Origin of the sequence: Bradyrhizobium forestalis (assembly GCF_002795245.1) — a bacterium.
GTDB classification, from domain to species: Bacteria; Pseudomonadota; Alphaproteobacteria; order Rhizobiales; family Xanthobacteraceae; genus Bradyrhizobium; species Bradyrhizobium forestalis.
Map to the genome: position 1 here is coordinate 38,858 of NZ_PGVG01000017.1, position 23,968 is coordinate 62,825.

A 23,968-nucleotide genomic window follows, 5' to 3' on the forward strand; every position below is an offset into this window, starting at 1 on the left:
AGCATCCTGCATCCTCACTTTCGCAGCGGTCGTCAAGACCAGTCAGACCTGCGTCGAGACCCGCTCCCGTAAGCCGGAATATCCTTGCGCGGGCGGCCTCGCGAGCGGCGGTCGCCCCGGACGCCTTGGGCGAGGCACGCGCGTGCTTCAAGAGGTCGCGAACTGCTCAACCATATTGGACCTCGCGCCCGAAGAATTCTGGCAGCCGATCGACATAGCGGTATTCGAGAGGCAGCGCTGGCCTTACCCCCTCCTTCATCGCCTTGATGAACTCGAGGTCGTTGCACACCATCACCTGGACCTTGAACGGATCGAGTATTTGCTCGCGCAGAGGTGACCCTCCCCCATAGGAGATATAGAGCGGAAGGGGTCCGCTGTACTTCAAATCAAATGGGTCCTGACTCGAGAATTTGAAGTTGCAGAGGGCAAACATGTGATCCGTTTTGCCTAATCGGATCATCACAACGGTGGGCGTCTCCTTTCCATGCTGGGCCATCAACTCTTCGGCAAGGCTGTGTTCCTCTTCGTGGGTTTCTATGGAGCGGAGGCGACACATCATGCCCTGTTGGAATAGCGTCTTCCTTACCGACATCGTGATCGGTCTCTTGGAAGCATCGGAATGCGTCACCACGACGGCCAGACAATGGATCAGTCTCAAGAATTCCCGCTGCCCTAGATTCCGCCACAACGACCCGATTGTCGCATTGTCACAAGTACCTGTCGTCAGTAGTTGACGAGTCTGATCCAGGCCTCCGCGGACCAGTGCTTCCATCGCCTGCTCCTGATCGACCTTTGATTTCTCCAGGAGATGAAGCAACTCCTTGATCTCCGGGCTCAGCAGTTGAACCTTCTTGAACTTGCTTACTTCGGTACGCAGCGCGATGATTTCTGCGCCGGACAATGGCTCCGCCGGATAGCTCAACCCCTTCAGCGCTCGCTCAACGACATCCCCGCACCAAGGCTTGGTCAAGACCGAAAAGATCGTCGAACGATCGGCCAGGATGGTGGAGAGCATGCGAGCGTCCCCACGAGCCGCGGCCAGGTCTACGCACCGGCTTGCGCCCTCGACATCATCAAGTGCGGCGCATAGCCAAAACCCGGCCTCGAGCTCGTCGTTCGACGACGTTTCCGCGATGTGCAGATCAGTGGATTTCACGAGGCTTGCGTTCGCATCACCTCTTGCTGCGGCGAGCGTGAAGCGAAGGACATCCTTCCACTGATCCGACCAGCGCTCCGAGCTGTCGATCAACGTCCCCGCCTTCTCATAGTCACCAGCTCCGATCAGCGCTATGACGTGGTAGAAATCGGCTTGAAACGGCTCGTACGGCTCCGCCCGCAAGACAGTGAACAGCTGCAATGCTTCAGCATACCTGCCAGCAATGCAATAGCTGATGGCCCGCCAATGACGAACGAACAGTTCGTCCTGGCTTTCGTTCTCGTACAGAACGTCTACATCCGCCGCGACCGCAGCATACCACGACGCAAGGTGCTTCGCTTTCAATCGCGCTTCCCACATTCTCAATTCGTCATTGCCGGCAAGCGCAGCTTCGTCGAACGCCAGGGTTGCTTCTGCCGGACGGTCAAGATGATAGAGGGCCAGCCCCCTGAAATAGTGGACCTGGCGCGGGTCTTGCCCTTCAGCCGCTGCCCTCTCCAACGCGACCAGAGACTCCTCGTAGACATCCCGCTGAAGGGAACACCAACCGAGATCAAACCAAGCGCCCGCGTTTGCTGGCTCGGCTGCGGCGAGCAGGGTACAAGAGGCATGCATGTCATCGAACAGGCGATTCTCTTCACAGAACGCCGACTTCACACGGCTGGCCCATTTTGTGTGGGCCGGATCCCGCTCGGCATCCCCCAGCACTTCGATAATTTCATCCGTATTCAACGGGGGCGCGATCTTCGCTGCCAGCAGCACGCTGATCGCGAAGGCCCGCTTTCCGACAGATAGCGAGGGGTCTGCGGCGTACCGCAAGGCGAGTCCCCTGGTCTTCTTGCCGCCTATGCAGGCTGAAAAGAAATCCTCGGATACCTCGTCGCTGGCCAATCTGGCGGCGACCTCCTCCTCGAACCCAGCGTCCAGCAACGTCGTCACCGCCTGGAGCGCCGCATTGTAACGGTCATCCGCTTCCGCACCTCTTCCCTCCGGCGCGATCCATCTATGATCTTTCTCAAACTTCGCTTCCGAACCGAACACGAATCTGGCGCCCGGCCTCGCGCGCAGCGGCTCCAGTGGCGAATGTTGTCCTGACAACAGCCGGCGCGCGAGCTTTAGGGCGGTCGGACCGTGCGGCCCCTCCGCGGCGACGCAACCGCGCAAGCCGTCCGCGAGGTCAGCGGGCGGCAGGAGTCGCCCTGGCTCAATGAACTGATCCAGAACGACGCTACTGCGACCTGCCAGGAGCAAGAAGTGCACGACCCCCGATTTCGGCAAGTCGAACTGACGAAACAGTCGCTCGTATCGATCTGCAATGGGCTGCAACGCTTCCATCAGCGGGGGATGGTCGGCCCAGCGACGCAAGCAGCGGACCACGCCTTCATCACCCGCGCAGCGCCCGCGAGGCTCGTCGAAATAGCCGATGAAGTCGCTATGCAGCCGCGACAGCCGGTCGATGATCGATTTGACCGCCTGAGTTGACCCGGGCCGCAGCTCGGCGAAGATCTCCGCCAGAAGCAGCGTGGCCGCCGCGCTGATGGCCGGCTCTGGAGATCGTTCGGTCGCCGACCTCATACGAAACAATCTCTGCAGCAGCGACGGCTTCTCCGTGGGTTCCGGCGACTTGCAAAAGAACGACGAAAGCGTTTCGGCCAGATCGCATCGCTGCTGGTCATCACGATAAGGAGGGGACGACGCCCAGATCGAAAAGGCGAACAGGACGACGCTGCGCAACCGAGGCTCGTGGCATGCCCTGGCGGTCAGGTCCAGGATCACTGAATCCTCCGGCTTGAAGCGCTGCGTGATCCAGCGCGCGGCGAGAAACTCCCGGCAGGTTTCGTGAGACCACGCGACCGGCTCGACGGACGTCATGACGCCGCCCCGCGTTCTCAGCCAACCCAAGACCTCGTTCGCGGCGCCACGGGCCAGCGGCGGCGGCATGTCGCTGCGCAATTCCTGGAGGGCGTCGGCGACGGCCTCTGAAACAATTGGCGCCGAATGGATGGATACATCGAATTGCGATGCGGCAATCGATCCAAGCACACGCAAGATGCCCTCGTCGTTGACGAGCACGTCCGGAATCTCGATCGGCCCCTCAGTGGCGTCGCCGAAGGATTGGCGGATCAGGAGCTCATAGAGCTCTCCACGCGTATCCGGCAACTTGCGATCCCGCCGTATGATGGCCGCCGCCATCCGAACCCCGAGCGCCGTATCGAAAGCAAACGAACGCCCACGATCGCGCTCCTGGAAAAATCGCTGAAGCTCCGCTTCGCTAAGCAGCGCCCTCGCGATGTCGGCCGCCTGAGACGGGCTGAGCTGATAAAGAGTCAGACAGGAGCAGGCGTCCGCCGATGCGAAGATCGTATTCCGCAAGAGATCCGCATCTCTTGTCGTAATGACCATGGAAGCTGCGGGAAATTGCTTTCTGAGTTGCTCCAGGAACGTCAGAACCCGCCTTCGGTCGGCACTCGGAACTTCATCGAGGCCATCAAACAAAAGGAGCGCCGAGACCTTCGCGGCTTTTGGCCAAGACGTGAGAAAGTCGTCAGGCATCGGCTTGAGAAGGGTAAAGTCACGCGCCGAAATGAACGCATTCCTTATCTTCTGCTCGAACGTTTCCCCACTCGCCACGGCGATGTGTCGCAATCGAACCAGAAACGGCAAGCGTTGACACGAGAGCCCAACTGCGGCCGGATCGCTCCACGCCAGAAGAGCAAACCTTCGAATGAGGGTCGACTTCCCCGTCCCGGCTCCGCCACATAGAACAGCGGCACCATCCTTGTCGATGACGTCCGCTAGCAGCTCGCGCGCCAGCGCAACTGGCGGCGAGTCGCTCGACTTGTCGCCGCGCGCCCGCAACGACATCGCCTGAATGGTCGTCTGGCCCGCATCGATGTCGACATAAAGTTGTTTGGCATCGGAGGACAAGCTGTCGCCAAGTGTGTAAGTCGACTTTCCGCAGAAGGACTCCAGGCCTTCGATATACATCGAAATGCTGGCGGCCGCCTCGCGTTCGCCTTCGTATCGCGCGATCATCGCTCCGATGTCGGCGATGACCGTGGTCATCGCCGCATTCCAACGCTCGGCGCCCATGGCCGGGTCGAGACACGGCATCTGCTGCGCCGAGTGGGTTCCGGGAAGAGCCGTCGGACTGACCTCATCGATCGTGCAAGCGAGCAGTTTCTGTTCTGCCCGCGCGTAGCCGGCCTCCTCCAGCCACGTGATGCGCTCCTTGCCGCTGACAACGCCATCGGTTACCGCATGGCTCGACCAGCACACCAGAATGCACGCTGCCTGCTTCTTTGCTTCGTCGATCTCATCTTCCCATCGCCCTCCGGCACGGATCCGGTGGAATGACTCCACCTCGGAGGCGGAAAAACCCGCGGCGACCGGATTGTCGAGCCACACTTGCAGGCCAGCCTTACGCAAGGCGACGATGATAGGCTTTATTCGAGGTTTGTCGGGGCTCGCGTGACTAATGAACACGTAAGACATCTGCTTCGTCCCTGTCGACGACCACAAACGCTCCGACTAATCGTTATGATTTCAAACAGGTTCGGCCGGCAGGGTACGCTGCCTTGGCGATAGTCCGCGCCCGGTCGATTTGCGGGGAAGCCGAAATCAGAGAATAGTCGGATGCAACCAATGGAATATTCGTTCCGATGATACAATCCATCGCCTTTAGTGCAAGCCCCTTGATGCGCACGATGAGGCAGCTTCAGAGAGGCTCAGCTCCTTCGGCTCTTCACAGCCTCATCGCGTGTCGTCGGCTTTCAAACCAAGCCGGCTTAGCCGTCCCAGCTTCAGAAAAAAGCCGTCGACGAGCCAGAGATGGAGCCGTGCCGGGACGCACAACACGAGCGTCAAGACACCGACCGCGATCCTGGTTACGTGTTCGCGAATGATCGGAACGGCCAACAAAACCGCCATGACCACAACCGCAATGACGGCACCGAGAATTGTCCGACGATCGATCGTGAGTGGCGTCTCATTTGCGCCTGATGTGAACAGCCCGAACAGCCAGATGCCCGCCGCGACAACCCCAAACATCGCAAGCAGCCCAGTCGACAGGAGAAGTACGCGGGACTGCGACCAGACCCGGAACATGAGCTTACCTCCGCTGCCAAGCAGGCCGAGCAGACGCTGGTAGTTCGGATCGGACGTCCTCGCGTCGTTCATGATGGATTCGATGGCCAGGAAATTCCAATGTCCCGGAGCCTGCGTGGCCTGCGGCAGAACCTGCACCTTGGAAAGATAGTGATCGGTCATGCGATAGCCGCTGGTCATCAGGGCAAAGGCCTCGACGTCGGAAAAGCTGTCGAGGTCGGTGCGGATCCCGGCGAGGAGCTGCTGGACCTCCTTGCGGATATTGTAGCTGGTGCGCGGCTCGCCTATGGTGGCCCTCGGCTCGTGCGGTTCCTCGCATCCGATCCAGTCGAGCGGCACGACGTCGAGATCCTTCTTCAGGTGGATGAACATCGCCCCCTTGAGCAGGCCGCGCTTCTCCAGCGTATCGAGGCGCGTGTATTGCTCCTGCCGAACGCGCTCCATGAGCACGGAATTGCTGCGCATGAGCGGCGCAACGGTTCCGCCACCGGGATCAATCGCAACGTCTGTTTGTCCCGAAGCATCGCTCACGAGAACGACGCTGCAGCCTTGCTCGAACAGGCCCGCGATGCCCTGATTGTCGTGTACGCCGCCGTCGACCTGGCGCAGGACGAGTGGCTCCGCCTTCTTGCCGCGCTGCTCGAGCCGGTAAAGGCCATCGAGCCTGATGGGCTCGAACAGGCCCGGCACGCAGGCGGATGCAACCACCGCCTGCGACAGCGGCGTATTCCGGTGCGCCGGCGGCGCCTCGTTGTGGTACATCCTGCGCAGCCGGTTGGTGCCGTCGGCGTTGGGATCGATGGCCCACGGAGACTCGCCCATATAGCTCACCGTGTATTGCCAGGCATGCCCGGTGTTCAAGGTCGTGGCGTTGAGGATCAGCATCGGCACCTTGGCGGCGCGGCGCCAATTGTGGATCTTCGGATCGAAGCCCTCCTCGGCGTCGGCGGGGATAATTCTCAGCTCTTTCAGGAGCAGGGGGGTGCCGGGCTGCTCCGTCTTGACGCCGATCTTGTCGAAGAGCTGGCTCTCGAACAGCTCACCCAACCGAACCGTTCGCGTATAGGCACGGCTGAAAATGGAGCGCAGCAACGCGGCCGGATTTGCAAATACGCGCATCCGGATGTTCGTCTGCACACCTGCGAGAAAGTCGGTCGCGACCTGCCTCACGAGCTCGACGTATTTCTCGCGAATCTTCTCCGGCTCCAGCTCATCCAGCTTCGTGGTCATCATCATCTCGCGCAGCGCGAGGTAATAATGGGCACCAATGATCGAACCGCCGGAGACGCAAGACAGCACCTCAACCCGGCGCAGCACGTCGAGTTCGGCCATCCTTGCAAGCACACCAATGTGGAACAACGATGCCCTAAAGCCGCCGCCGGACAGTGCCAGACCGACCTTGCCGATGAAGGCGCTCTCGCGCGCTGCCGGCGATTTGGCAGCATTGCTTTTGCTCGCCACCTTCAATTCAAGGAAATCGTCGAGGACCGCGGATGCCTTCAGGACCTCGGGTGAGTCAGGAGATGGCGTACCCTTTTGCTGTAGCTGAGCAAGCGTCGCGAGTTGGGTGGCCGTGCTGCGAAATTCCCAATCCGGCGTGCCGCGGACGCTCTTTGCTCTCGTCAGCCAGGTCTTGGCGTCGTCATATTTTCGCAGTCCGAACAGCGCTTCGGCGACCGTGACGAGATACCACCATTCCCTGTCGAGGTCAGGATTGTTGGACCGCATCGGCACCAGCTGCGCCTCGATCGCCTCACGTATCTTCTGAGCCTCGGCTCGCCGCTCATCAACCGATGGCGCCTCGTTGGCCGCTTCGATCTCAGCCAGCTGGTCCAGAACGAATGCGGCGTTGATCGCGGTGTAGCCCTTGTCGATCTCGGGTCCGACCTCAAAGCCCCGCCGGTAGAAGCGGTATGAGCGCTCGAGCTGATCCTTCTGACCGGTCGCCTGCCAGCGTCGCTTGAAAATCGCGCCGGCCAGTCCAAGCACCTCCTGATCCCGGGTGGTGGAGAGGTCAAAATGCCCGCCGAGGATCTCCATGGCCCTGTCGAGGGCCACCAGGACCGGCATGTCGGAATCCTTATAGGTGCACAACGCATGCTGCCGCGCAAATTTGTCGCGGAGCTCGGCCCTGTCGATCTGGGTCTTCCGGACCTTGCCGATGACTTGGCGCGCCCAACCGAACCTGTCCTCCTCCTTCAGCCGATTGACCAGAGCCAGGACCTGGTCGGGTGAGAGGTTGCTTCCTCTGAGATAATCCTTGGCCTCGTCGATAACCGGACAGGTCAGAACGACACGATCCTCGAAGCCCGCCTGGATCGCCGATTGCCGAAACCGGGCGGTTAAATCGTTGCCTTCCCTGGCCGTCCCGTCCCACACGATCGCGGAGACCCGCCGATGCGCCCCGGCATCCTTCGCCAGCGCTTCCGCCTGCTCGATGATCGCCGCGTTTGCGGCTGCGTAGGCAGCATCACCGTCCTCCGGCTTTCCAGCCAGCACGATCAGATCGCCGCGCCTTTGGGCTGCTTCGATCATGCGATCGAAGATCGGCTGCCACTTTCCTGGACGGTCATTGACGGAGGACTCGAGGAAGCTTTGCACCGCAAACGGCAAGATGATCCGGACCCGCAGGCCGAACTGCTCCGCCTCATCGAGAGCGACGAGATCGGCGCCACAGGCGGCCGAGCAGACCAGCGCCACCGCGTTTTCATCCCTGAGCAGCGCAGCGATCCGCCGATGCACGCTGGTGATGGCATCGCGCGGGAAGCGGGGCGGGTAGGTATCGGGCGCATCGATCCGCCGTCCGGCGAGCGCGATGACAGCAGGGACAGGGCCATTCGGCATCGTCGTACTCCGCAATAAGGAGCTGGCTGGGCTCTGTCCCGCAAGGCAAAATCGACCCAAATGCGCCGCGGGTCAGGCGGTCACCGAGGGCCTGGGAGGCCACGTTCCAGCCAAGCTCAAGCAATCATTCGACACAACCAGCAGAAGTATCGTCCGGCACGATACAATCCGCTGCTTCCGACGCAAGCCCCTTATGCGCGCCATGAGACATCCGAACAGGCCCAGCCCTCTCGACCTGTGACGCCTAGCCGTCCGCCCCCGGGATGCCGCAGGGCTATCGCATTTGAGAGCTTTTCTCTGCTGCCATCCTTCGAGACGCCCGCTTTAGGCGGGCTCCTCAGGATGAGGGCGGAGTGTGCGGCAGCAGTTTCAACGGGTACTGAGGCCGATTAGCCTCATCCCGAGGAGGCGCGTAAGCGCCGTCTCGAAGGACGAGGCGTGCGCGCAGGCTGCCGCCACGAGTCATATGCGATAGCCCTGCGGCATCCCGGGGCCGGCGGCATCGGCCATTGCCTTGCGCTTGTCGTCGTCGGCCTTCTTCAGCTCCTGCTGCAATTCCGCGGCGTACGGCGTCGAGGAGAGCGAGACTGACTGCATCCGAGATACGAATTCTTCCAATCTAGAACACCTCGACATCGCCTCTCCGAGCGTTGACTTGGCGAGGTCTCTGGCAGAACGATCGGCGCAGATCATCCGCGCCAGCTCTGGCGTGAGCGCAGCCAAAGGTCAGAGGCTCAATGCATCACTCGACACATACCGGGCACCTCGACCTCCCTGCGCTGAGCGCGGCGGAGCGGCTCTTCATCTGGGGATTCAGGGCGAAGGCACGCAGCGGAGGCGCCGTACCCACCGCGGCCGATATCAAGCAAGTGTACGACCATTTCCGCGTGGGCGACGCCGTGCCCTCGCTGGAATCCATCATCGAGATCTTCGCCTGCACGGCCCATACCGCCATCGAAGTGCACTGCCCGACTTGTCCACGCATATCGGACAGCGAGCACGGAATTCTGCGCGCCATCGCCGCGGCACAACAGGACCGCGTCGATGTCGCCCGCGAACAGTTCGAGCGCTGGCTGCCGCCGGTCGGCGCCGATTGGGCGCTCGCGCCGGTCCAGGGGCTTGCAACGATCTTCCGCATGGCCGGTCTGATCCTGCCCGACCGGCACGCGCGGTCTTTCGACCATGACCGGATGATGGCGATGCAGAGCTGGCGGGTCGGAAGCCCCACGCTGCATTGAAGAGAACATTCATGATGCAGGATGCATGCGATTCTGTGGCAGTCACGGACGCCGGCCAGTCGCAGCTCTGTCCGCGCCAGGCCGCGCTTGCGGCGCCACGAAGCGTCGAGAGCTACGATGATTTCTGCCGCGTCGCGCTGTCGCTGTTCCGCTTCATCGGAGCGGCCTATGCGACCGGCGCCTCCGATTGTTGGGAAGCGGCCTATCGCTTTGCCGACGAGGCGCCCGGCATCGCCGACAGTCCGCTGCTGGTGGCGCGGGCCGCGGCCCTTGTCAGGATCCTGCGCTGCGGCCGGCCTTGCGAGCTGTGCTTCATGCCGCCGTCCTGCAGGCGCCTTTCCAAGGACGAGGCCGAATTGATGCGCCTGCTGGCGGTCGCACGCCGCAAGCAGCCGGATGAGCTCGGGTCCATCGTTTGCCAGTTCGTCGGCTCCGACCAGGAGGATGCGGCAACGCGGGCCGTCAACGCGCTTGCGTTCTGCTGAGAACTATCGGGTCCCCTTGCCGAGCACGAGATCGATCGTGTGGCTTGCGATCTTGCGCAGCTGGGCCTCGTCGCCGAAGGCCCGTTCGAGCACGGCGAGGCCGCGTGTCACCGGGATGATGTGCAGCGCTGCGGCCGCAGGGCTACCGCTGAACTCGCCGCGCTCCGCGCCTGCCGACAACGTGTCCTGAACCAGCGCGGTGATGCGCGAGATGAGGCTCGCGAACGCCTGGCGTGCTTCTTCGTCCAACCCGTCGCCTTCCGCGGGGCCGAGCTCCATCAACCCGCGCGTGGTCGGACAGCCACGGGGCGGTGAGCCGGAACGGAAATTGGTGATGGTCAGGTCGAAGAACGCGCTCAAGCGTTTTCGCAAGGAGCCCGCACCGAGCGCCTTTTGCAGGACGAGGAGATAGTCGGCCGCATAGCGCTCATAGGCTTGCAGGAACAGCGCCTCCTTGCTGCCGAAGGCGTTGTAGAGGCTGCCGCGCTGGACGCCGGCATCGCGCGCGATGTCCGACAGCGAGGTGCCGCGCACGCCCTTGCGCCAGAACTGGTCGAACGCGACGCGCAGGACGTCGTCATGGTCGAACTCGCGCGGCCTCAATTTCTGCTCCCTCCAAGGGTATTTGACACGACGTCAAGAATGTGTTTTCTTGACGCTACGTCAAAAACATTTGGGATTGATAGCCCGTTTCGTCAATGGGCCGAACGGCCGGCGCGGGTGACGCCTCGGCTAATCGCGCCCCCATGCCAAGGGATCAGCTCATGCCTCTCCTTCATATCTCGATGCGCGCCGGAAAGCCGGAAGCCTACCGCCAGGCGATTCTCGATGGCCTCTACCGCGCCATGCGGGAGGCGCTGAACGTGCCTGAAGGCGACGAGTTCATGACCATCAGCGAGCTTGCACCCGCGAACTTCCGCTGCGGCAACGCCTACGGCGTCGACCGGAGCGAGGATGCCGTGTTGATCCAGATCACCGTGTTCGCCTCGCGCACCCCTGAGCAGAAGAAGGCGCTGTACCGGCGGATCGCGGAGCTGCTCGGCCAAAACCCGGGCCTCAGGCCCGAGGATGTGTTCGTCAACGTGCTCGATGCGCCCAGGGAGAACTGGTCGGTCGGGAACGGCGTCGCGCAATTCGCGTGAGTTTGCCGGACCTGCCGGTCCCCTCTTGAGAATTGCCAGCCGGAAGGGTCTGATAGGCCGATGCGGAAGCTTCCGCCGAGCCGAACCCGGGACCTGAACGGCATGACGATGTCGGTCGAGCAATTGTGGAGCCTGCCGGAGACCGCGCTGGTCGGCGCCTATGCGGAAGCACGGCGCCGCTATACCGAGAAGAAGTTCGAGCGCGACACCCTGCGGGCGCGCCTGGAATGGATGCGCGCCAAGCTGTTCGTCAACACGTCCGGCGGCGTAACCGAGCGCAGGATGGCGGTCGACGTGTCGGAGGAGCTGGCGCGCAAGGGCCAGGAGGTGCGCGAGATGACGCGCGACCTCGACATGCTGAAGATCGACGTCGACGTGATCGATACGATGATTCGACTGCGCGGCGCGCACGGTGCTCCCCCGATCCATGCGGACGAGACGGCCGAAAGCCCGGCCGAGCCGGAGGGGGAGTGACATGGCCGCATTCCGCGGCAGCTGCCTGTGCGGCGAGATCGCCTTCGAGGCCGAGGGACCATTCGACCGTTTCCTCAACTGCCATTGCTCGCGCTGCCGCAAGGCGACCGGGACGGCGCATTCCTGCGAGGTCATCGTGAAGGCGCAAGCATTGCGATGGCTGCGTGGAGAGACGTCCGTCGTACGCTTCGATCTGCCCAATGCGCGAAGCTTTGCCACCGCGTTCTGCAAGATCTGCGGCAGCCCGATGCCGCACCTCACACGCAGCGGACGCGAAGCGATCATCCATGCCGGCGCATTCGACGAGAAGCTGGATGCGACACCCGACCGGCACGTGCAGTGGACATCGCGCGCGGAATGGTATGTCCATGGGGATGGACTGCCCGTGGAGGATTGAGACGCCACGCGGGCTTCACGCCGCTGCAATGCACGCCTCCATGATGCCGTCGAGCTCCGCCTTCGAGAGAACGCCGAGTTCGGCGATGAAGACGATGCGTGATCGCGGCACGCCCGGCGCCGGGGTGTCACCCGGCACTAGCGTCGCGCGGCCGGCGGCGAACTGAAACACCATCATGCGGCCGGGCTGCTCGATGCTCTCGAACAGACCTTTGGCGCGCGCGAGCTTCGGCGCCAGTCGGTTGATGGCCTGCTGCAAGCGGGGCAGCGAGACCGGCTTATCCGAGCTCCAGCTCAGCGTCTCGAAGCGCTCCTCTGATGGCCGTTTCGGCCCCGGCTCACGCAAGGCGGGCGCGCGGTCGGCGGTCGCGGGAAACAGCAACGCAGACGGAATCTCGCCGTGGTTCGCCTCGACCACCACCGCAGGAACGCGCAGCGCGCGGATGGCCGCGCGCATCCGGACGCCTGCGCCCTCGTCAGCCAGATCCAGCTTGCTGAGTGCGACGATATCGGCGACGCGCAACTGCGACCGCTGAAGCGCGTCGTCGAGGGCGGCGGGCGGCACTGTTGCATCCATCACGCAGAGCACGGTCTCCAGCGGCGCCTCGCGCAGGATCACGGGGTCCATCAAATTGCGGACGATGTCGGCGGGATCGGCGACGCCGCTGGTCTCGATGACGATGTACTCCGGCTTGGGATCACGCCGCAGCAGCGTCGAGAGCGTGCGCAGCAGATCGCCTTCGAGCGAGCAGCAGATGCAGCCATTGGCAAGGCTGACCACGCCGTCGCTCGCACCCGCGATCAGCTCCGCATCGATGTTGATGGCGCCGAAATCGTTGACCACGGCAGCGATCCGCCGCCCCTCCGCATGCGCCAGCAGATGGTTCACGACCGTGGTCTTGCCCGCCCCGAGGAAACCCGTCACCAGGAGAACCGGGACCGGCATGGCTCAGCTCTCCACGACAGGGCGCCGCACGGGTCTTCCCGGCCGCGCCGTCACATCGAGAATGCCGTCGCTGATCAGCGGCTGGCCGCTGACGACAAGGTGCCGCACGCCTTCCGATGGGCGATTCATCGCGGTAAAGGTCGCGCGGTCGCTGAGCTTCTCGTAATCGAACACGACGATATCGGCATCCGCGTCCTTCGCAAGCCTGCCCTTGGCCCGCATTGCGGGCGTGCTCTGCGAGAGGATCTCCGCCGGGATCAGCGCGCATTTGCGCACGCCTTCCAGCAGCGACACGGCCTTGCGCTCGCGCACCCATTCGCGGATGAATTTCGTGAAGCAGCCGGCCGAGCGCGGATGCGAGGTGGCATCATCGGGCAGCGGCCAGGCATCGCCTGTGTAGGTCTTGCCGTCCGACGTCGTCCACGGCATCGCGTCGGAGGCAATCGCGCCGCCGGGATACAGCACCGACATGTCGAGCAGATCGCGGTGATGCGCATTGTTCTCGGTGTCGAGGATATGCCAGAGCACCAGCGAGGACGGCTCTTCGGCCTGAGCCCTGAGCAGCTCCTCGCGGTCGTGGAAGCGGTAGCCGTCGGTCACGCGCTGCACGGAATCATAGCCGGTGCCGTTGCGCTCGACGAACTCGGGATCGCTGAAGAAGGCGGCGGCGAGCACGGTCGAGCCGGTGCCGTAAGGGTAAGCCTCGACTGTGATCGGCAGGCCCTGCGCCTGCGCCTTCTCGATCAGCACGCGGCAGCGCTCGACGTCGGTCTTGCTCGACGAATTGAAATGGCAGATGTGCATGTGCGCGCCGGTGGCGCCGGCATAGCCGATCAGGCGGATATAGGCTTCCGCCGCGCTTTCGGGGTCGATCCGCGACATGAAGGCGACGTGGGTGAAGGTCGGCACGTCCTTTGCCGCCGCGAGCTGGCAGACGGCGGTCAGCTCCTGCACGCCGGCGCCCGGCGCGTAGGCGTTGAGGATGCCGATGCCGATGCCGCCTTCGTCGAGGCCGCGGGCGACACGCTCGAGGATGCCTGATACCTCCGCATCGGTTGCGACATTGTCCATCCAGCGGCGGTCGCGCATGGCGTTGCCGAACGCCTCGAGCGAGCTCTCGGCATTGGAGCCCGTCATCGCGCCAATGCGGGCAAAGGCCCAGTTGGTGGCGGCGCCGTAGTTCAGCACGCGGCCTTTCCGCGCCTGGCGCTCATACCAGGATGCGACCGGCAGCACGCCGGCCTCGAGATCGAGCGTCGTCGTGACGCCGTCGAAGGCCTGCATGCGGTCGGCCGGGATCGATTGGCCATGCGCGTGCAGGTCGATGAAGCCGGGCGCCACCACGAGGCCTGTGGCGTCGATCACCCGCTCGGCGCCGCCGAGGCCCGTGCCGACAGCGGCGATCTTGCCATCCACCACCGCCACATCACCAACGGCGTCCATCCCGCTCGCGGGATCCACCACCCGGCCGCCGCTGATCACCAAACCGCTCATATCTTCACCCCACCAAGTTGAGATCGCATCAAGGCAGATTCCGGGAGCAACGACCACCTCCAGGGAAGCCGACGCATCATGCTTCAGCGGAAGGCCATTTGGGGGATCGCAGACACGCGCTCGCATCCTCGCGGCAGAATTTGCCCGAGCTATGCTCCGCTTCGCCCCCCTTCCAAAGAAAGGGCGCAAGGAAGACCGGGCGCCAGCTGGCACCCATAAGACCCCCGCGCTGAACGAATGCACACGCAATGCACAGGGGAGACACAGGGCAGCCGAAACCCGGCCTTCCCTGCGCGATGGTTTGACGGCCTATGCCGCGCTCTCCCCGGAGCCGAATTCCTTCTGGCCTCCGTCACCCCAGCGAAATGCACGGCACCGCGCCGGTTGACGCGAGTGACGCCTTCGCCAAGGCTTGACCGTAGCAACGACGGCCAGGACCACACGGTTTCGCCGTACGCAGGCCATCCGGCTTCGCCAAGAGGCTTCGCCGGACATGGGCGCCGTTCGTCTCCGCGGCCCGCACCATGCTCACGAGGTTCATCTCGCCCCGCACGCGCAAGCTCCGCCTTAACGCCGCCCGCGTCCACCGCAACTCCCAGCCCGCGCTCGAAACGACGTACGACCGCCCCTTTGGTGGGCTGGGATGGGCGACACATACGACAAATCCGAATTTCGGTAAAGTGGAATATTTTCGAGATAGCGACTTGACAGGGTGTTCGCCTGAGGGCCGGCCTTCCAGCCTCGGCGGAGCGCGGCAACGCCCTTGGTATCTCAACGAGATACGAAAGCCTTGAAATACGTATCTCGACAAGATACGTATGGTCATGATCCAGAGCTTCAAGGGGAAGTTTGCCGATCCGATCCTTCAGGGCCGCACGATTCCGAAGGGTTTTCCGGCGGACATTGCAAAGGTCGCACGCCGAAAGCTCATCATGGTGGACGCCGCTGACTTTCTCGAAGCGCTGAAATCACCTCCCGGCAACCGCCTTGAAGCTCTCAAAGGAGATTTTGGCGGGCAAGCACTCGATCCGCATCAACGATCAATGGCGAATCGTGTTCAGATGGACCAATGCGGGCCCCGAAGACGTCGAGATCGTGGACTATCACTAGTCAGACCCGGCCCCATGACCGGTCAAAAGGAGTTCGCAAATGGCAAAGAAACTTCCGCCGATTCATCCCGGCGAAATCCTGCGGGAAGAATTTCTCGTTCCTCTCAAGCTGACGCCCTACGCGGTCGCGGCCGCCCTGAACGTTCCACGCACCCGGATCGAGCGCATCGCGCGTGAGGAAAAGCCCGTCACGGCCGACACTGCGCTGCGACTCGGCAAATTCTTCAAGACCGGCGCTGCGTTCTGGATGAATATCCAGACCCGCTTCGACCTCGAAACGGCCGAAGACGTACTCGCACCTCAGATCAAGAAGATCATGTCCTACGAGGCGGTGTGAGAGCGATGCAGTCGCGATGATAGAGCGACCAAACCCAATGCCCGCAAAGTTCGAAGACATCATCACAGCCTTCGAGTTCGCCAATACCAACGGCGACATGGGGGAATTCTGCGCCTTCGTCTGCAGGCAAACCGGGAAGATCTACTACCAAACCGATTTTATGGACGTAGCTGAGTTCAACGACGAGTTGCCGGACGACATCGACGACGAGGAGAAATATCTCGCACTTCCCGACAAGCGTGAGCTCGACCTGGGCAAGCCGCTGGTGCTCGCTTTTTCCCGCGAGTTCCTGCCTGATGATTTCGATGACGTCCGGTATTTCTTCAGCAAGCGCGGCGGCTATCGGAAGTTCAAGGCCCTGCTTGCCCGACGAGGTGCGATCGAGCGCTGGCATGCCTTCGAGAATGAGGCGACGGAGCAGGCCTTGCGCGAGTGGTGCGCGCTAAATTCGATCGAAATCAAGGGCTGATGCGGCGCTCGTTCGGACGCCATGACCCTGGAACCGACCGCAAAGCTGCCTCCGCCGTCTTCTCGCCCCCATTGTCATTCAGGAAGCTGGGCGGGGAGGCTTACGGTGGGCAAAGTTCCCAAGGGTTCCGTGTGATCGTCCGACGTCTTCTGCAACGCGACTCCAGTCATTCCGTTTCGCGCCGTGCGCTCCTGGGCGGATTTGTGTCGGCAGGGAGTGCCCTCGCGCTCGGCGGATGCGCCGGCTTGGGTGCGACCGGAGCGCGCTACGACGCCTCGTCCCTCTCCGTTGACCCCACATTGCTTGTCACCACCACGCGCAAGCCCGTGGGCGGCGGTCGCACCAAGCCCTGGTTTGGGCCGGAGCGCGCGACGAGCATGACGGTCGCGCGGGCCAAGCTGGTGGCCCCGGACGAGAGCCGTCTTTCTCTCGCCTCGGTCGGACTGGGCGATTGGCGTCTTGACCGGGTCGAACCGGTGGCGGCCGATGCTGGCGATCTCGCTGCGCAGGCCGGCGGAGGAGACGTGCTGATCTATGTGCACGGCTTCAAGCAGACATTCGAGACGGCGGTGCTGGATGCCGCCCATCTCTCCGATGGGATCAAGTTCCGCGGCCGGACCATGGTGTTCTCCTGGCCCTCCAAGGCCGGACTGTTCGACTATGCCTATGACCGTGACAGCGCGATGTGGTCTCGCGACAATTTCGAGCGCGTGCTCTCTGCGCTCGTGTCGGCACCGGGCGGCGGCCGCGTGCACATCGTTGCGCACAGCATGGGAACCATGCTGACGCTCGAAAGCCTGCGTCAGCTCTATGCGCGCTACGGCGACACGGTGACGAGCAAGATCGGCGCGGTGGTGTTTGCCGCGCCCGACATTGACATGGACGTGTTTTCCTCGGCGGTCCAGCGCATCGGCCCGCTGGCCGGCAAGATCACCGTGATCGCTGCGACGAACGACCGCGCGCTCGCGCTGTCGGGGCAGATCGCAGGCGGGATGACCAGGGTCGGCGCCGCCGAGAAGGCTGTCATCGCACAGCTCGGCGTGCGCGTGGTCGATGCCTCCCAGGAGGGCTGGGGCATCATCAACCACGACCTGTTTCTGTCGAATGCGGACGTGCAGCGGGCGATCCGCCGCGCGATCGACGGCACGACGGCGTAAGAAAGCGGCTTGCGCCGCGTCATGCTACGCGATCAAACGCTGCACCAATGCCGACTCGCTCGAGTAGGTCAGGAGCGCCTCGTGAGTGGCCCGGGTCACCCCGACATAGGTCAGCCGGACACATTCCTCGACCGTCTCGCCGTGGCGGCCGAGCGAGCCCAAGCCGGCAATGGCGACGCAGGGAAACTCCAGCCCTTTCGCACTGTGCATGCTCAAGAACCGCACGGCCACCCGCTTGATCGAAACTCTGTTGCGATTGTCTTTGGCGATGTCGACCGGCACGTCATGCCTGGCGAGGATCTGCGCGACCCGCCCGCCGATCCAGTGCTCGGGGTAGAGACACGCCATCTGCGACCAGTCGTATCCGGCTTTTTTCCGGTCGAGAAACCACTCGGCGACGCAGTGAGCTTCTGCGTCGATGCTCACGCACCGGCGCACGGCCGGCTCCAGTCCCTGCCGACCCGCATCTTCGGGCAACAGGATGGCGTGCTCATCGTCGGCCGTGATGCCGGGAGCGCCAATGACGTCTGCGGCGAAGCGTCTCGCGAAGGCAACGATTTGGGCGGTGTTGCGATAGTTGACCTTCAACACGGTCGTTCTGCCCTTGGCTTCAATGCCGAGTTGACTCCACACCGGGCGCTCGCGCCCCTTATAGATGGCCTGGATATCGTCGTAGACGACCATCAGCGCCTTCGTGCGCGGGTTCACCATCTTGGCCGCAAGCGCGAGCCATTGCGGCTCGAAGTCGTGTGCCTCGTCGATCAGGACGGCGTCGTATTGCTCCGCCGGGATATGGCCTTGATCGACCGCCTTCACGACCTCTGAAACGCTCGCAGCCAGGCGCTCTGCGTAGTCTGGATAATCTCGCTCGGATGGGGCGGGAATTCCGTAAGTCCGCAGCATCCGGTAACACCAGGAATGAAAGGTGAGAACCTGAACGCGGTCCTCCACGCCCCTGCTCTGCATGGCATCCTCGAGCCGCCCGGCGATGCCGTTGGCGTAACACAGGATGAGCACCGGCTTTGCCGCCGCACGTGCCAGATACTCGGCGCGAAAGGCCAGGATCAGGGTCTTGCCCGATCCGGCGACGCCGCGAATGATTCGATGCCCCTCGCCCAGACTGCGCGCGAACTGCTCCTGATGCAGGTCCATGACCGCAAGCGTCCGGTCCGAAGGATCGGCCCGGGGCGGCTCGTCCAGAGGCAGGGCAATCTGTCGTATGCGGATTTCCGGAAAGAGCAGCGCCCTCAGGCGGTCGAACTGCGGCATGGACAGCGGCTCTCCGAGACGCGGATGAACCATGCGCCACAATCCGGTCCGGAATTCCTCGGGATCGGCGCCCTCCGTCATTTCATCCTTGAACAGACAGAGATGCTCGGCCAGCACCTCCTTGAGATTGGTCTGGTCGAACTGCTTGCGCGTGATGTTGGTGAAGACGGCCCCGAAACCGAACGGAACGAAGGGCCGGCCCGCGAAGCGATGACCGGGCGGAAACAACAATTGCCCGTCGCGCTCCAGCGTGCGCACGACCTCGAACGTATACTTGCGGGCCTGCTCGAGCGGATTGCTCTCCCGTACGACACCGCGAGTTGTCAGCAGCTCGACCTTGGTCTTGTCCGCCGAAACGATCGTCTCCAGGCGCCAGTCCTTCACCTCGAGCACGAGCAGGCCGTTCGCGGGATGAACGATGATGAAATCCGGATGCCGGTTGAGAGGGCCAACAGGGAGGTTGTGCCAAACGACAGCGTTGTCTTCGAGGAAGTCCTTGAGTCGTTCCGCCAGCCGCAGCTCCCCACGGCTGTCGAAGCGCGCGAAGCCCAGGCTGGGGATCAGAACTGCCATGTTACGACCGCGAGTGCCATTGCGGACCACCTTGTGAGGCTACGTGCATAGCAGGGCGGTCTCTCCAGGCTCACATGGTTGCCTAGAGTGTGCAGGTTTTCAATGGTTTAGGATTTGTCTGGCGCGCCATTCAGAATATAACCGAAAACCCTTATGTAATTGAGATCTCTATATGATTTCTTCCGTTCCGACGCCCTTAACACAGCGTCCGCGTCCTGGGAACAGAGCCGGCGCGAGCTTGCTCGTTCCAGCCGAGCTGCACCTCCTTGAACGTTCTAGGCCACCGGGAGGGTAAAGGAGAACGTCGCTCCCCCATCTGCCCCGTTGGTTGCCGAGAGTTCGCCTCCGTGCTCGCGCACGATGCCGTAGCTGATCCACAGGCCCAGGCCTGTCCCCTCGCCAACGCGCTTCGTGGTGAAGAACGGCTCGAAGATGTGGCTGATGTGATCCTTGTCGATTCCCGGCCCGTTGTCCGAAATCCTGAACAGGATTTCGCTGCCCTTGCGCACCGCCGAGACGACCAGCCGAGGCAATTCGGTGCCACGCATCGCGTCGATCGCATTCTCCACCAGGTTGACGATCACCTGGTGCAATTGCCCTTCATTGCCGGAGATCCAGAGCTCCGGCTCGACCTCTATCTGCAAATCGATGCGGACTTGCTTGGTGCGCACGGCCCACAGCACCGCGGTGTTGATCAGCCGCTCGATGTTGACGCGCTCGACCTCGCCGAGCTTGCTGAAGGACAGCCGGCGCAAATTCTTCACGATCTCGCTGATGCGGACCGCGCCCTCCATGGTGCCTTCGATCAACGGGCCGAAATCCTCGAGAATCTCGTCGATGCGCAGACTCTTCCTTTGCACCGCGAGGTCACCCGCCTTGCCCTTGCCGTGGACCGCGTCGAGATAGGCGACGATCGCCGTGCGATAGCGCATGAGGGTGTGGATGTTGCCGTAGACGAAGCTGATCGGGTTGTTCAGCTCGTGCGCGACGCCGGCGACGAGCCGGCCGAGGCTTGCCATCTTCTCCTGCTCGACCAATTGGCGCTGGGCGCGCTGCAACTCATGATGGGCCTTGTGCAAAGCCTCGTAAGCGCGGCGAAGCTCGCCGATCGGCCGTCCCGTCAGCACCACACCGATGAAACGGCCGCGATGATCGTGGCGGGGCGAGCTGTTGATGGCGAACAGATCGGAGCTGCCGCCTTCACTGGAAAACCGCAGCTCGCCGTCCACCACGTCGGAGGCGCTCCGTGGCTTCAGGAGCGGCACCAGCCTGGTATTGTCAGCATCGTCGATGACGTCGGCGATGTTCTTGCCGACGATGTCGGCCACACCGCGGCCGAGCGTATGCTGGAACGCGGAATTGACCTGCTGCACCAGTCCTTTCGCGTCGCAGACGATGAGGATGTCGGAGACGGATTCGATGACGTTGGTGACGAAGGCCTGGGCTTCCTCAAGCTCCGCATTCTTGTGCTCGAGGTCAACCTCGTAACGAAGGAGGTCGGAATAAACCTCGTCCATCTTCCGGATGACTTCGATCCAGGCGCCCTCGCGCTCGTGATCGAACTCGATCGCGCCGCGATTGGTGATCAACTTGAGCAGCGATTCGGTTTCGCCGGCTTCAGGAAAATGCGTCGCCTTTGGCATTTTTTCTCAAATCATACCTGGACAGCTTGTTCCTGAGGCCGACGCGCGACAGCCCAAGCTCGCTCGCGACCCGGCTGATATTGCCTTCGTACCGCTCCAGATAGCTGATGATAACCGACTTCTCGAGATCCTCCACCTTGTCCTTGAGGGTCGCCGAGCCGTTCAGCTTGCCCTGGACCGTCATGGCCGGCTGCCTTCCGTTGCGCCGGCCGAGCAGCGGGGGAGTGCGCAATTCGTCGGCGTCCGCCAGAACCGCCATGCGCTGGATCTCGTTCTGCAGCTCGCGCACATTGCCGGGCCAGTGGTACTTGGCGAACGCCTCCAGAGCGGAAGCCGCAAAGCGCAGGCTCGGCCGGTTGAAGGACGTCTTGACCGACGATAGCACCCCTTCGGCGATCAGGGGAATGTCCATCGGGCGCTCGCGCAGCGCCGGCATGTGGACGGGAAACGCCGCCAGACGATAGTAGAGATCGCGCCGGAAGCGGCCCGCCTCGACCTCGGCCTCGAGATCCCTGTTGGTGGCGGCCACCACCCGGACGTCGACCTTGCGCACCCGCTGCGCGCCGAGCGGGCGGATCTCGCTCTCTTGCAGCACCCGCAACAGTTTGACCTGGAACGCCGGCGACGTCTCGCCGATCTCGTCGAGGAAGATGGTGCCGCCGTCGGCGACCTCGAACAGGCCGATGCGATCCTGATAGGCGCCGGTGAAGGCGCCCTTCTTGCAGCCGAACAATTCGCTTTCGAGGAGCTCGTCGGGCAGCGCGCCGCAATTCTCGACCACAAAGGCCTTGCTGGCCCGCGCCGAGCCGTAATGGATCGCGCGCGCCAAGAGCTCCTTGCCCGTTCCGGACTCGCCGGTGATCAGCACGGAGATGTCGTATTCGGCGGCGCGCCGGCCGAGCTCGATGACGCCATGCATCGGACTGTCAGGGGAATGCACGATGCGGTTGAAATCGTAGAGTTGCTTGGCGGCGCCGCGCTTGACCGAGACGACCTTCTTGATGTGCTCGGGCGTCGCCTTGACGTCGACGCCGGCGGTCTCCGTCTCCTTCTGCAGCCGGTAGAGCTGGACCGCCTCCTTGACGATGTCGATCAGACGATCGGGCTGCCAGGGCTTTGTGATGTATTGATAGATGCCCGCCTCGTTGAGACCGGCGATGATGTCCTCGGAGTCCGAATAGCCGGAGATGATCATCCGCACCGGATCGGGCCAGAGCTCCCGGACGCGCTTGAGGAAGCTGACGCCGGACTCATGCGGCATGCGCTGGTCGCAGAGAATGGCGTGGACGATCTCGCCCTCCAGGAGCTTTTCCGCGTCCGCCGCGCTACCGGCGCAGAGCACCTCGAAATCGTCGTGGAGGACGCGCCGCAGCGCCTCCTGCGAGCGGACTTCGTCGTCGACGACCAGAATGGTTCCCTGCACGCTCATGATCGCACCGTCATGCGGGTGGACTGGACAGGCGTCCGCCGCGACCGGTGATTGGCGATGGTCAGCGGCGTGCGCGATTTCGGCACCTTGTGAATGAAGTTGTAGCGGGCGACGTGGTAGCTCGGATCGAATCCGTAGAAATTGAGCCGCATCCGCCGCAGCTCCTCGTCGCGATAGGCCTGCAACGGCTTTTCGGCCTCGTCGGCCGCGCGACGTCGCTGCTTGTCGGCAAGGCGTGCGGCAAAACCATTGTCCGCCGCCATGGCGGCACCGCGTGCCACGAGATCAGCGTCCGCGAGCTCCGCGCCCGACAGCACGCGGTCGACGATGCCGAGACGCTGCGCCTCCGCCACCCCCATCGGCAGCCGGCACTGCGTGATCCGGGTCGCGTTCGCGGCTCCCGCACGGCGCGGCAGCAGATAGGTCCAGTATTCCGAGCCGTAGAGATTGCCCATATCCTTGTAATGCGGATTGAGGACGATCTGGTCGCTCGCCCAGACTTCGTCGGCGGCAAGACTCAGGAACACGCCGCCCGCCCCCGCATTGCCTCTGATAACCGAGACGACGAGACGATCGGTGGTCTCGATGATCGCGCGGGCAAGATCGTCGATCGCATTGATGTTGCGCCAGGACTCGTCCGCAGCGCTGTCGGCCGCCTCGATCTCGGCAAGATGAATGCCGTTCGACCAATAGTCGCGGCCGCCGGTCAGCAGCAGCACCCTGGTCGGGCGCGCCAGCGCAGCGCGATAGGCCTCGAGCAAGGCTTCGCAGTCGCCGGAGCTCATCGCGCCGTTGTAGAAGGAGAATTGCAGCTCGCCGATCTCGCCATGCTCGCGATATTGGATCGGCGCGTAGCCGCAGCCGGGCCGGTGCGGCAGCTGCGCGGCTTCCGTGGCGAAGACTTTTGCTGCCGGCAGTTTCAGGCTCTTCGGCGCGAGGCGTTTGACGTGGCCGATCCAGACCGCGCCGTCGACGGTGGCACGCGCAAGTGCACCGTCGCACTGCGCGACGATGGTGCCGGGCACGCCAAAAATCTCGTGCGCCTCGTGCGCGTCGAGCAACCTGACATCCTCGAAGAACAGGCTGTCGACGAGGCCGGGCATGCCGTCGGCACTGTTGATCTTGCGCAGGACGGTTTCGGTCGTGTCGTGCTGCCAGTCGATCGTCCGGTCCGCTTGGCGACAGGGCCCGCGCACGCGAATGCGCGGATCGCCCGCACGCATCGGCTGCGGCGTCGCTCGTCCGGATTCGATGGCGTCAACGGCTTCAAGCACCGCCGCGACGGCGCACGACGTCACCTCGCTGCGGTAGATGCTGGATTTTGCGGCGCGCCGCATCGGGAAGGTGCGGAAAGCCCAGACCGGGCCGGCATCGAACTCACCGTCCGCCTGGAGCACCGTGACGCCCCACTCGCTGGCGCCTTCGAGAATGGCCCAGTCGAGCGCGGCCGGCCCGCGGTCGCCGGGCGGGCCGGGATGCACGATCAGGCACCGCACGCTCCGCCAAACGTCGTCAGGGATCGCCCGCTTCAGGAACGGCGCAATCACCAGATCGGGCCGATGCAGCGCCAAGCTCTCGCGCGTGACATCGGCGTGGATATCGAGCTCGACCGAGACCTCATGGCCCCGCTCCCTGAGCTCGACATGGAGCCGCTGCGTCAGGCTGTTGAAGGAATGCGATAGCAGCAGGATGCGCATCAT

Annotated in this window: 18 protein-coding genes and 1 pseudogene; 9 read left to right on the plus strand and 10 right to left on the minus strand. The window is 63.2% G+C overall.

The features are described 5' to 3' along the window. Positions 1 to 166: 166 nt before the first annotated feature. The 3 genes from CVM73_RS20615 to CVM73_RS41505 form a co-directional block, all read right to left on the minus strand. Complete coding sequence (locus tag CVM73_RS20615; RefSeq protein WP_100233707.1) at positions 167 to 4,651, minus strand: TIR domain-containing protein; 4,485 nt, start codon at positions 4,649 to 4,651, stop codon at positions 167 to 169. 258 nt (positions 4,652 to 4,909) lie between these two features. Further along, positions 4,910 to 8,107: a patatin-like phospholipase family protein gene (locus CVM73_RS20620; RefSeq protein ID WP_100233708.1), complete on the minus strand. Its 3,198-nt coding sequence runs from the start codon at positions 8,105 to 8,107 to the stop codon at positions 4,910 to 4,912. A 462-nt stretch (positions 8,108 to 8,569) separates the two neighbouring features. Beyond that, complete coding sequence (locus CVM73_RS41505) at positions 8,570 to 8,704, minus strand: hypothetical protein (protein ID WP_283809933.1); 135 nt, start codon at positions 8,702 to 8,704, stop codon at positions 8,570 to 8,572. A gap of 140 nt (positions 8,705 to 8,844) precedes the next feature. Between CVM73_RS41505 and CVM73_RS20625 the strand changes: the two genes are divergently transcribed. Continuing rightward, positions 8,845 to 9,345 (plus strand): hypothetical protein, encoded by a 501-nt coding sequence (locus tag CVM73_RS20625; RefSeq protein ID WP_100233709.1) that lies wholly within the window; start codon positions 8,845 to 8,847, stop codon positions 9,343 to 9,345. A gap of 11 nt (positions 9,346 to 9,356) precedes the next feature. Next, positions 9,357 to 9,830: a hypothetical protein gene (locus CVM73_RS20630; protein ID WP_100233710.1), complete on the plus strand. Its 474-nt coding sequence runs from the start codon at positions 9,357 to 9,359 to the stop codon at positions 9,828 to 9,830. Positions 9,831 to 9,833: 3 nt separating this feature from the next. On the opposite strand, the gene CVM73_RS20635 is transcribed toward CVM73_RS20630, so the two are convergent. Beyond that, positions 9,834 to 10,433, minus strand: a complete 600-nt coding sequence (locus CVM73_RS20635) for a TetR/AcrR family transcriptional regulator (RefSeq protein WP_100233711.1) — start codon at positions 10,431 to 10,433, stop codon at positions 9,834 to 9,836. Between the two features lie 161 nt (positions 10,434 to 10,594). On the opposite strand from CVM73_RS20635, the gene CVM73_RS20640 reads away from it, so the two are divergent. Genes CVM73_RS20640 through CVM73_RS20650 form a run of 3 tightly spaced genes read left to right on the plus strand, consistent with a single transcriptional unit; the run spans position 10,595 to position 11,843 of the window. Beyond that, positions 10,595 to 10,972, plus strand: a complete 378-nt coding sequence (locus tag CVM73_RS20640; protein WP_100233712.1) for a tautomerase family protein — start codon at positions 10,595 to 10,597, stop codon at positions 10,970 to 10,972. 60 nt (positions 10,973 to 11,032) lie between these two features. Continuing rightward, positions 11,033 to 11,446, plus strand: a complete 414-nt coding sequence (locus tag CVM73_RS20645; RefSeq protein ID WP_245452383.1) for a hypothetical protein — start codon at positions 11,033 to 11,035, stop codon at positions 11,444 to 11,446. A gap of 1 nt (position 11,447) precedes the next feature. Next, a complete protein-coding gene (locus tag CVM73_RS20650) occupies positions 11,448 to 11,843 on the plus strand; it encodes a GFA family protein (protein ID WP_100233713.1) in 396 nt (131 codons plus the stop codon). A 15-nt stretch (positions 11,844 to 11,858) separates the two neighbouring features. Here CVM73_RS20650 and CVM73_RS20655 read toward each other — a convergent pair whose 3' ends face one another. Continuing rightward, a complete protein-coding gene (locus CVM73_RS20655) occupies positions 11,859 to 12,788 on the minus strand; it encodes a CobW family GTP-binding protein (protein ID WP_100233714.1) in 930 nt (309 codons plus the stop codon). A gap of 3 nt (positions 12,789 to 12,791) precedes the next feature. Then, positions 12,792 to 14,282, minus strand: coding sequence for an amidohydrolase family protein (locus CVM73_RS20660; RefSeq protein ID WP_167406953.1), 1,491 nt, complete (start codon positions 14,280 to 14,282; stop codon positions 12,792 to 12,794). A gap of 824 nt (positions 14,283 to 15,106) precedes the next feature. Here CVM73_RS20660 and CVM73_RS20670 point away from each other — a divergent pair. The 4 genes and pseudogenes from CVM73_RS20670 (at position 15,107) to CVM73_RS20685 (ending at position 17,354) form a co-directional block, all read left to right on the plus strand. After that, a pseudogene (locus tag CVM73_RS20670) lies at positions 15,107 to 15,392 on the plus strand (type II toxin-antitoxin system RelE/ParE family toxin). Positions 15,393 to 15,431: 39 nt separating this feature from the next. Then, positions 15,432 to 15,728, plus strand: coding sequence for a HigA family addiction module antitoxin (locus CVM73_RS20675; RefSeq protein ID WP_100233716.1), 297 nt, complete (start codon positions 15,432 to 15,434; stop codon positions 15,726 to 15,728). A gap of 37 nt (positions 15,729 to 15,765) precedes the next feature. Beyond that, positions 15,766 to 16,197 carry a hypothetical protein gene (locus tag CVM73_RS20680; RefSeq protein ID WP_100233717.1) on the plus strand — a complete coding sequence of 144 codons (432 nt, stop codon included), beginning with the start codon at positions 15,766 to 15,768 and terminating at the stop codon, positions 16,195 to 16,197. Between the two features lie 131 nt (positions 16,198 to 16,328). Next, a complete protein-coding gene (locus tag CVM73_RS20685) occupies positions 16,329 to 17,354 on the plus strand; it encodes an alpha/beta hydrolase (RefSeq protein WP_100233718.1) in 1,026 nt (341 codons plus the stop codon). A 24-nt stretch (positions 17,355 to 17,378) separates the two neighbouring features. On the opposite strand, the gene CVM73_RS20690 is transcribed toward CVM73_RS20685, so the two are convergent. The 4 genes from CVM73_RS20690 to CVM73_RS20705 all read right to left on the minus strand — a co-directional run bounded on the left by CVM73_RS20690 (position 17,379) and on the right by CVM73_RS20705 (position 23,968). Then, entirely contained in the window at positions 17,379 to 19,196 is a 1,818-nt protein-coding gene (locus tag CVM73_RS20690; protein WP_100233719.1) for a UvrD-helicase domain-containing protein, read from the minus strand. Between the two features lie 275 nt (positions 19,197 to 19,471). Next, positions 19,472 to 20,839 (minus strand): sensor histidine kinase, encoded by a 1,368-nt coding sequence (locus tag CVM73_RS20695; protein WP_100233720.1) that lies wholly within the window; start codon positions 20,837 to 20,839, stop codon positions 19,472 to 19,474. Further along, positions 20,814 to 22,268, minus strand: coding sequence for a sigma-54-dependent transcriptional regulator (locus CVM73_RS20700; RefSeq protein WP_100233721.1), 1,455 nt, complete (start codon positions 22,266 to 22,268; stop codon positions 20,814 to 20,816). The genes CVM73_RS20695 and CVM73_RS20700 overlap by 26 nt, the downstream gene beginning before the upstream one ends. After that, positions 22,265 to 23,968, minus strand: a complete 1,704-nt coding sequence (locus tag CVM73_RS20705) for a hydrogenase maturation protein (protein WP_347338466.1) — start codon at positions 23,966 to 23,968, stop codon at positions 22,265 to 22,267. Before CVM73_RS20705 ends, CVM73_RS20700 begins: the two co-directional genes overlap by 4 nt.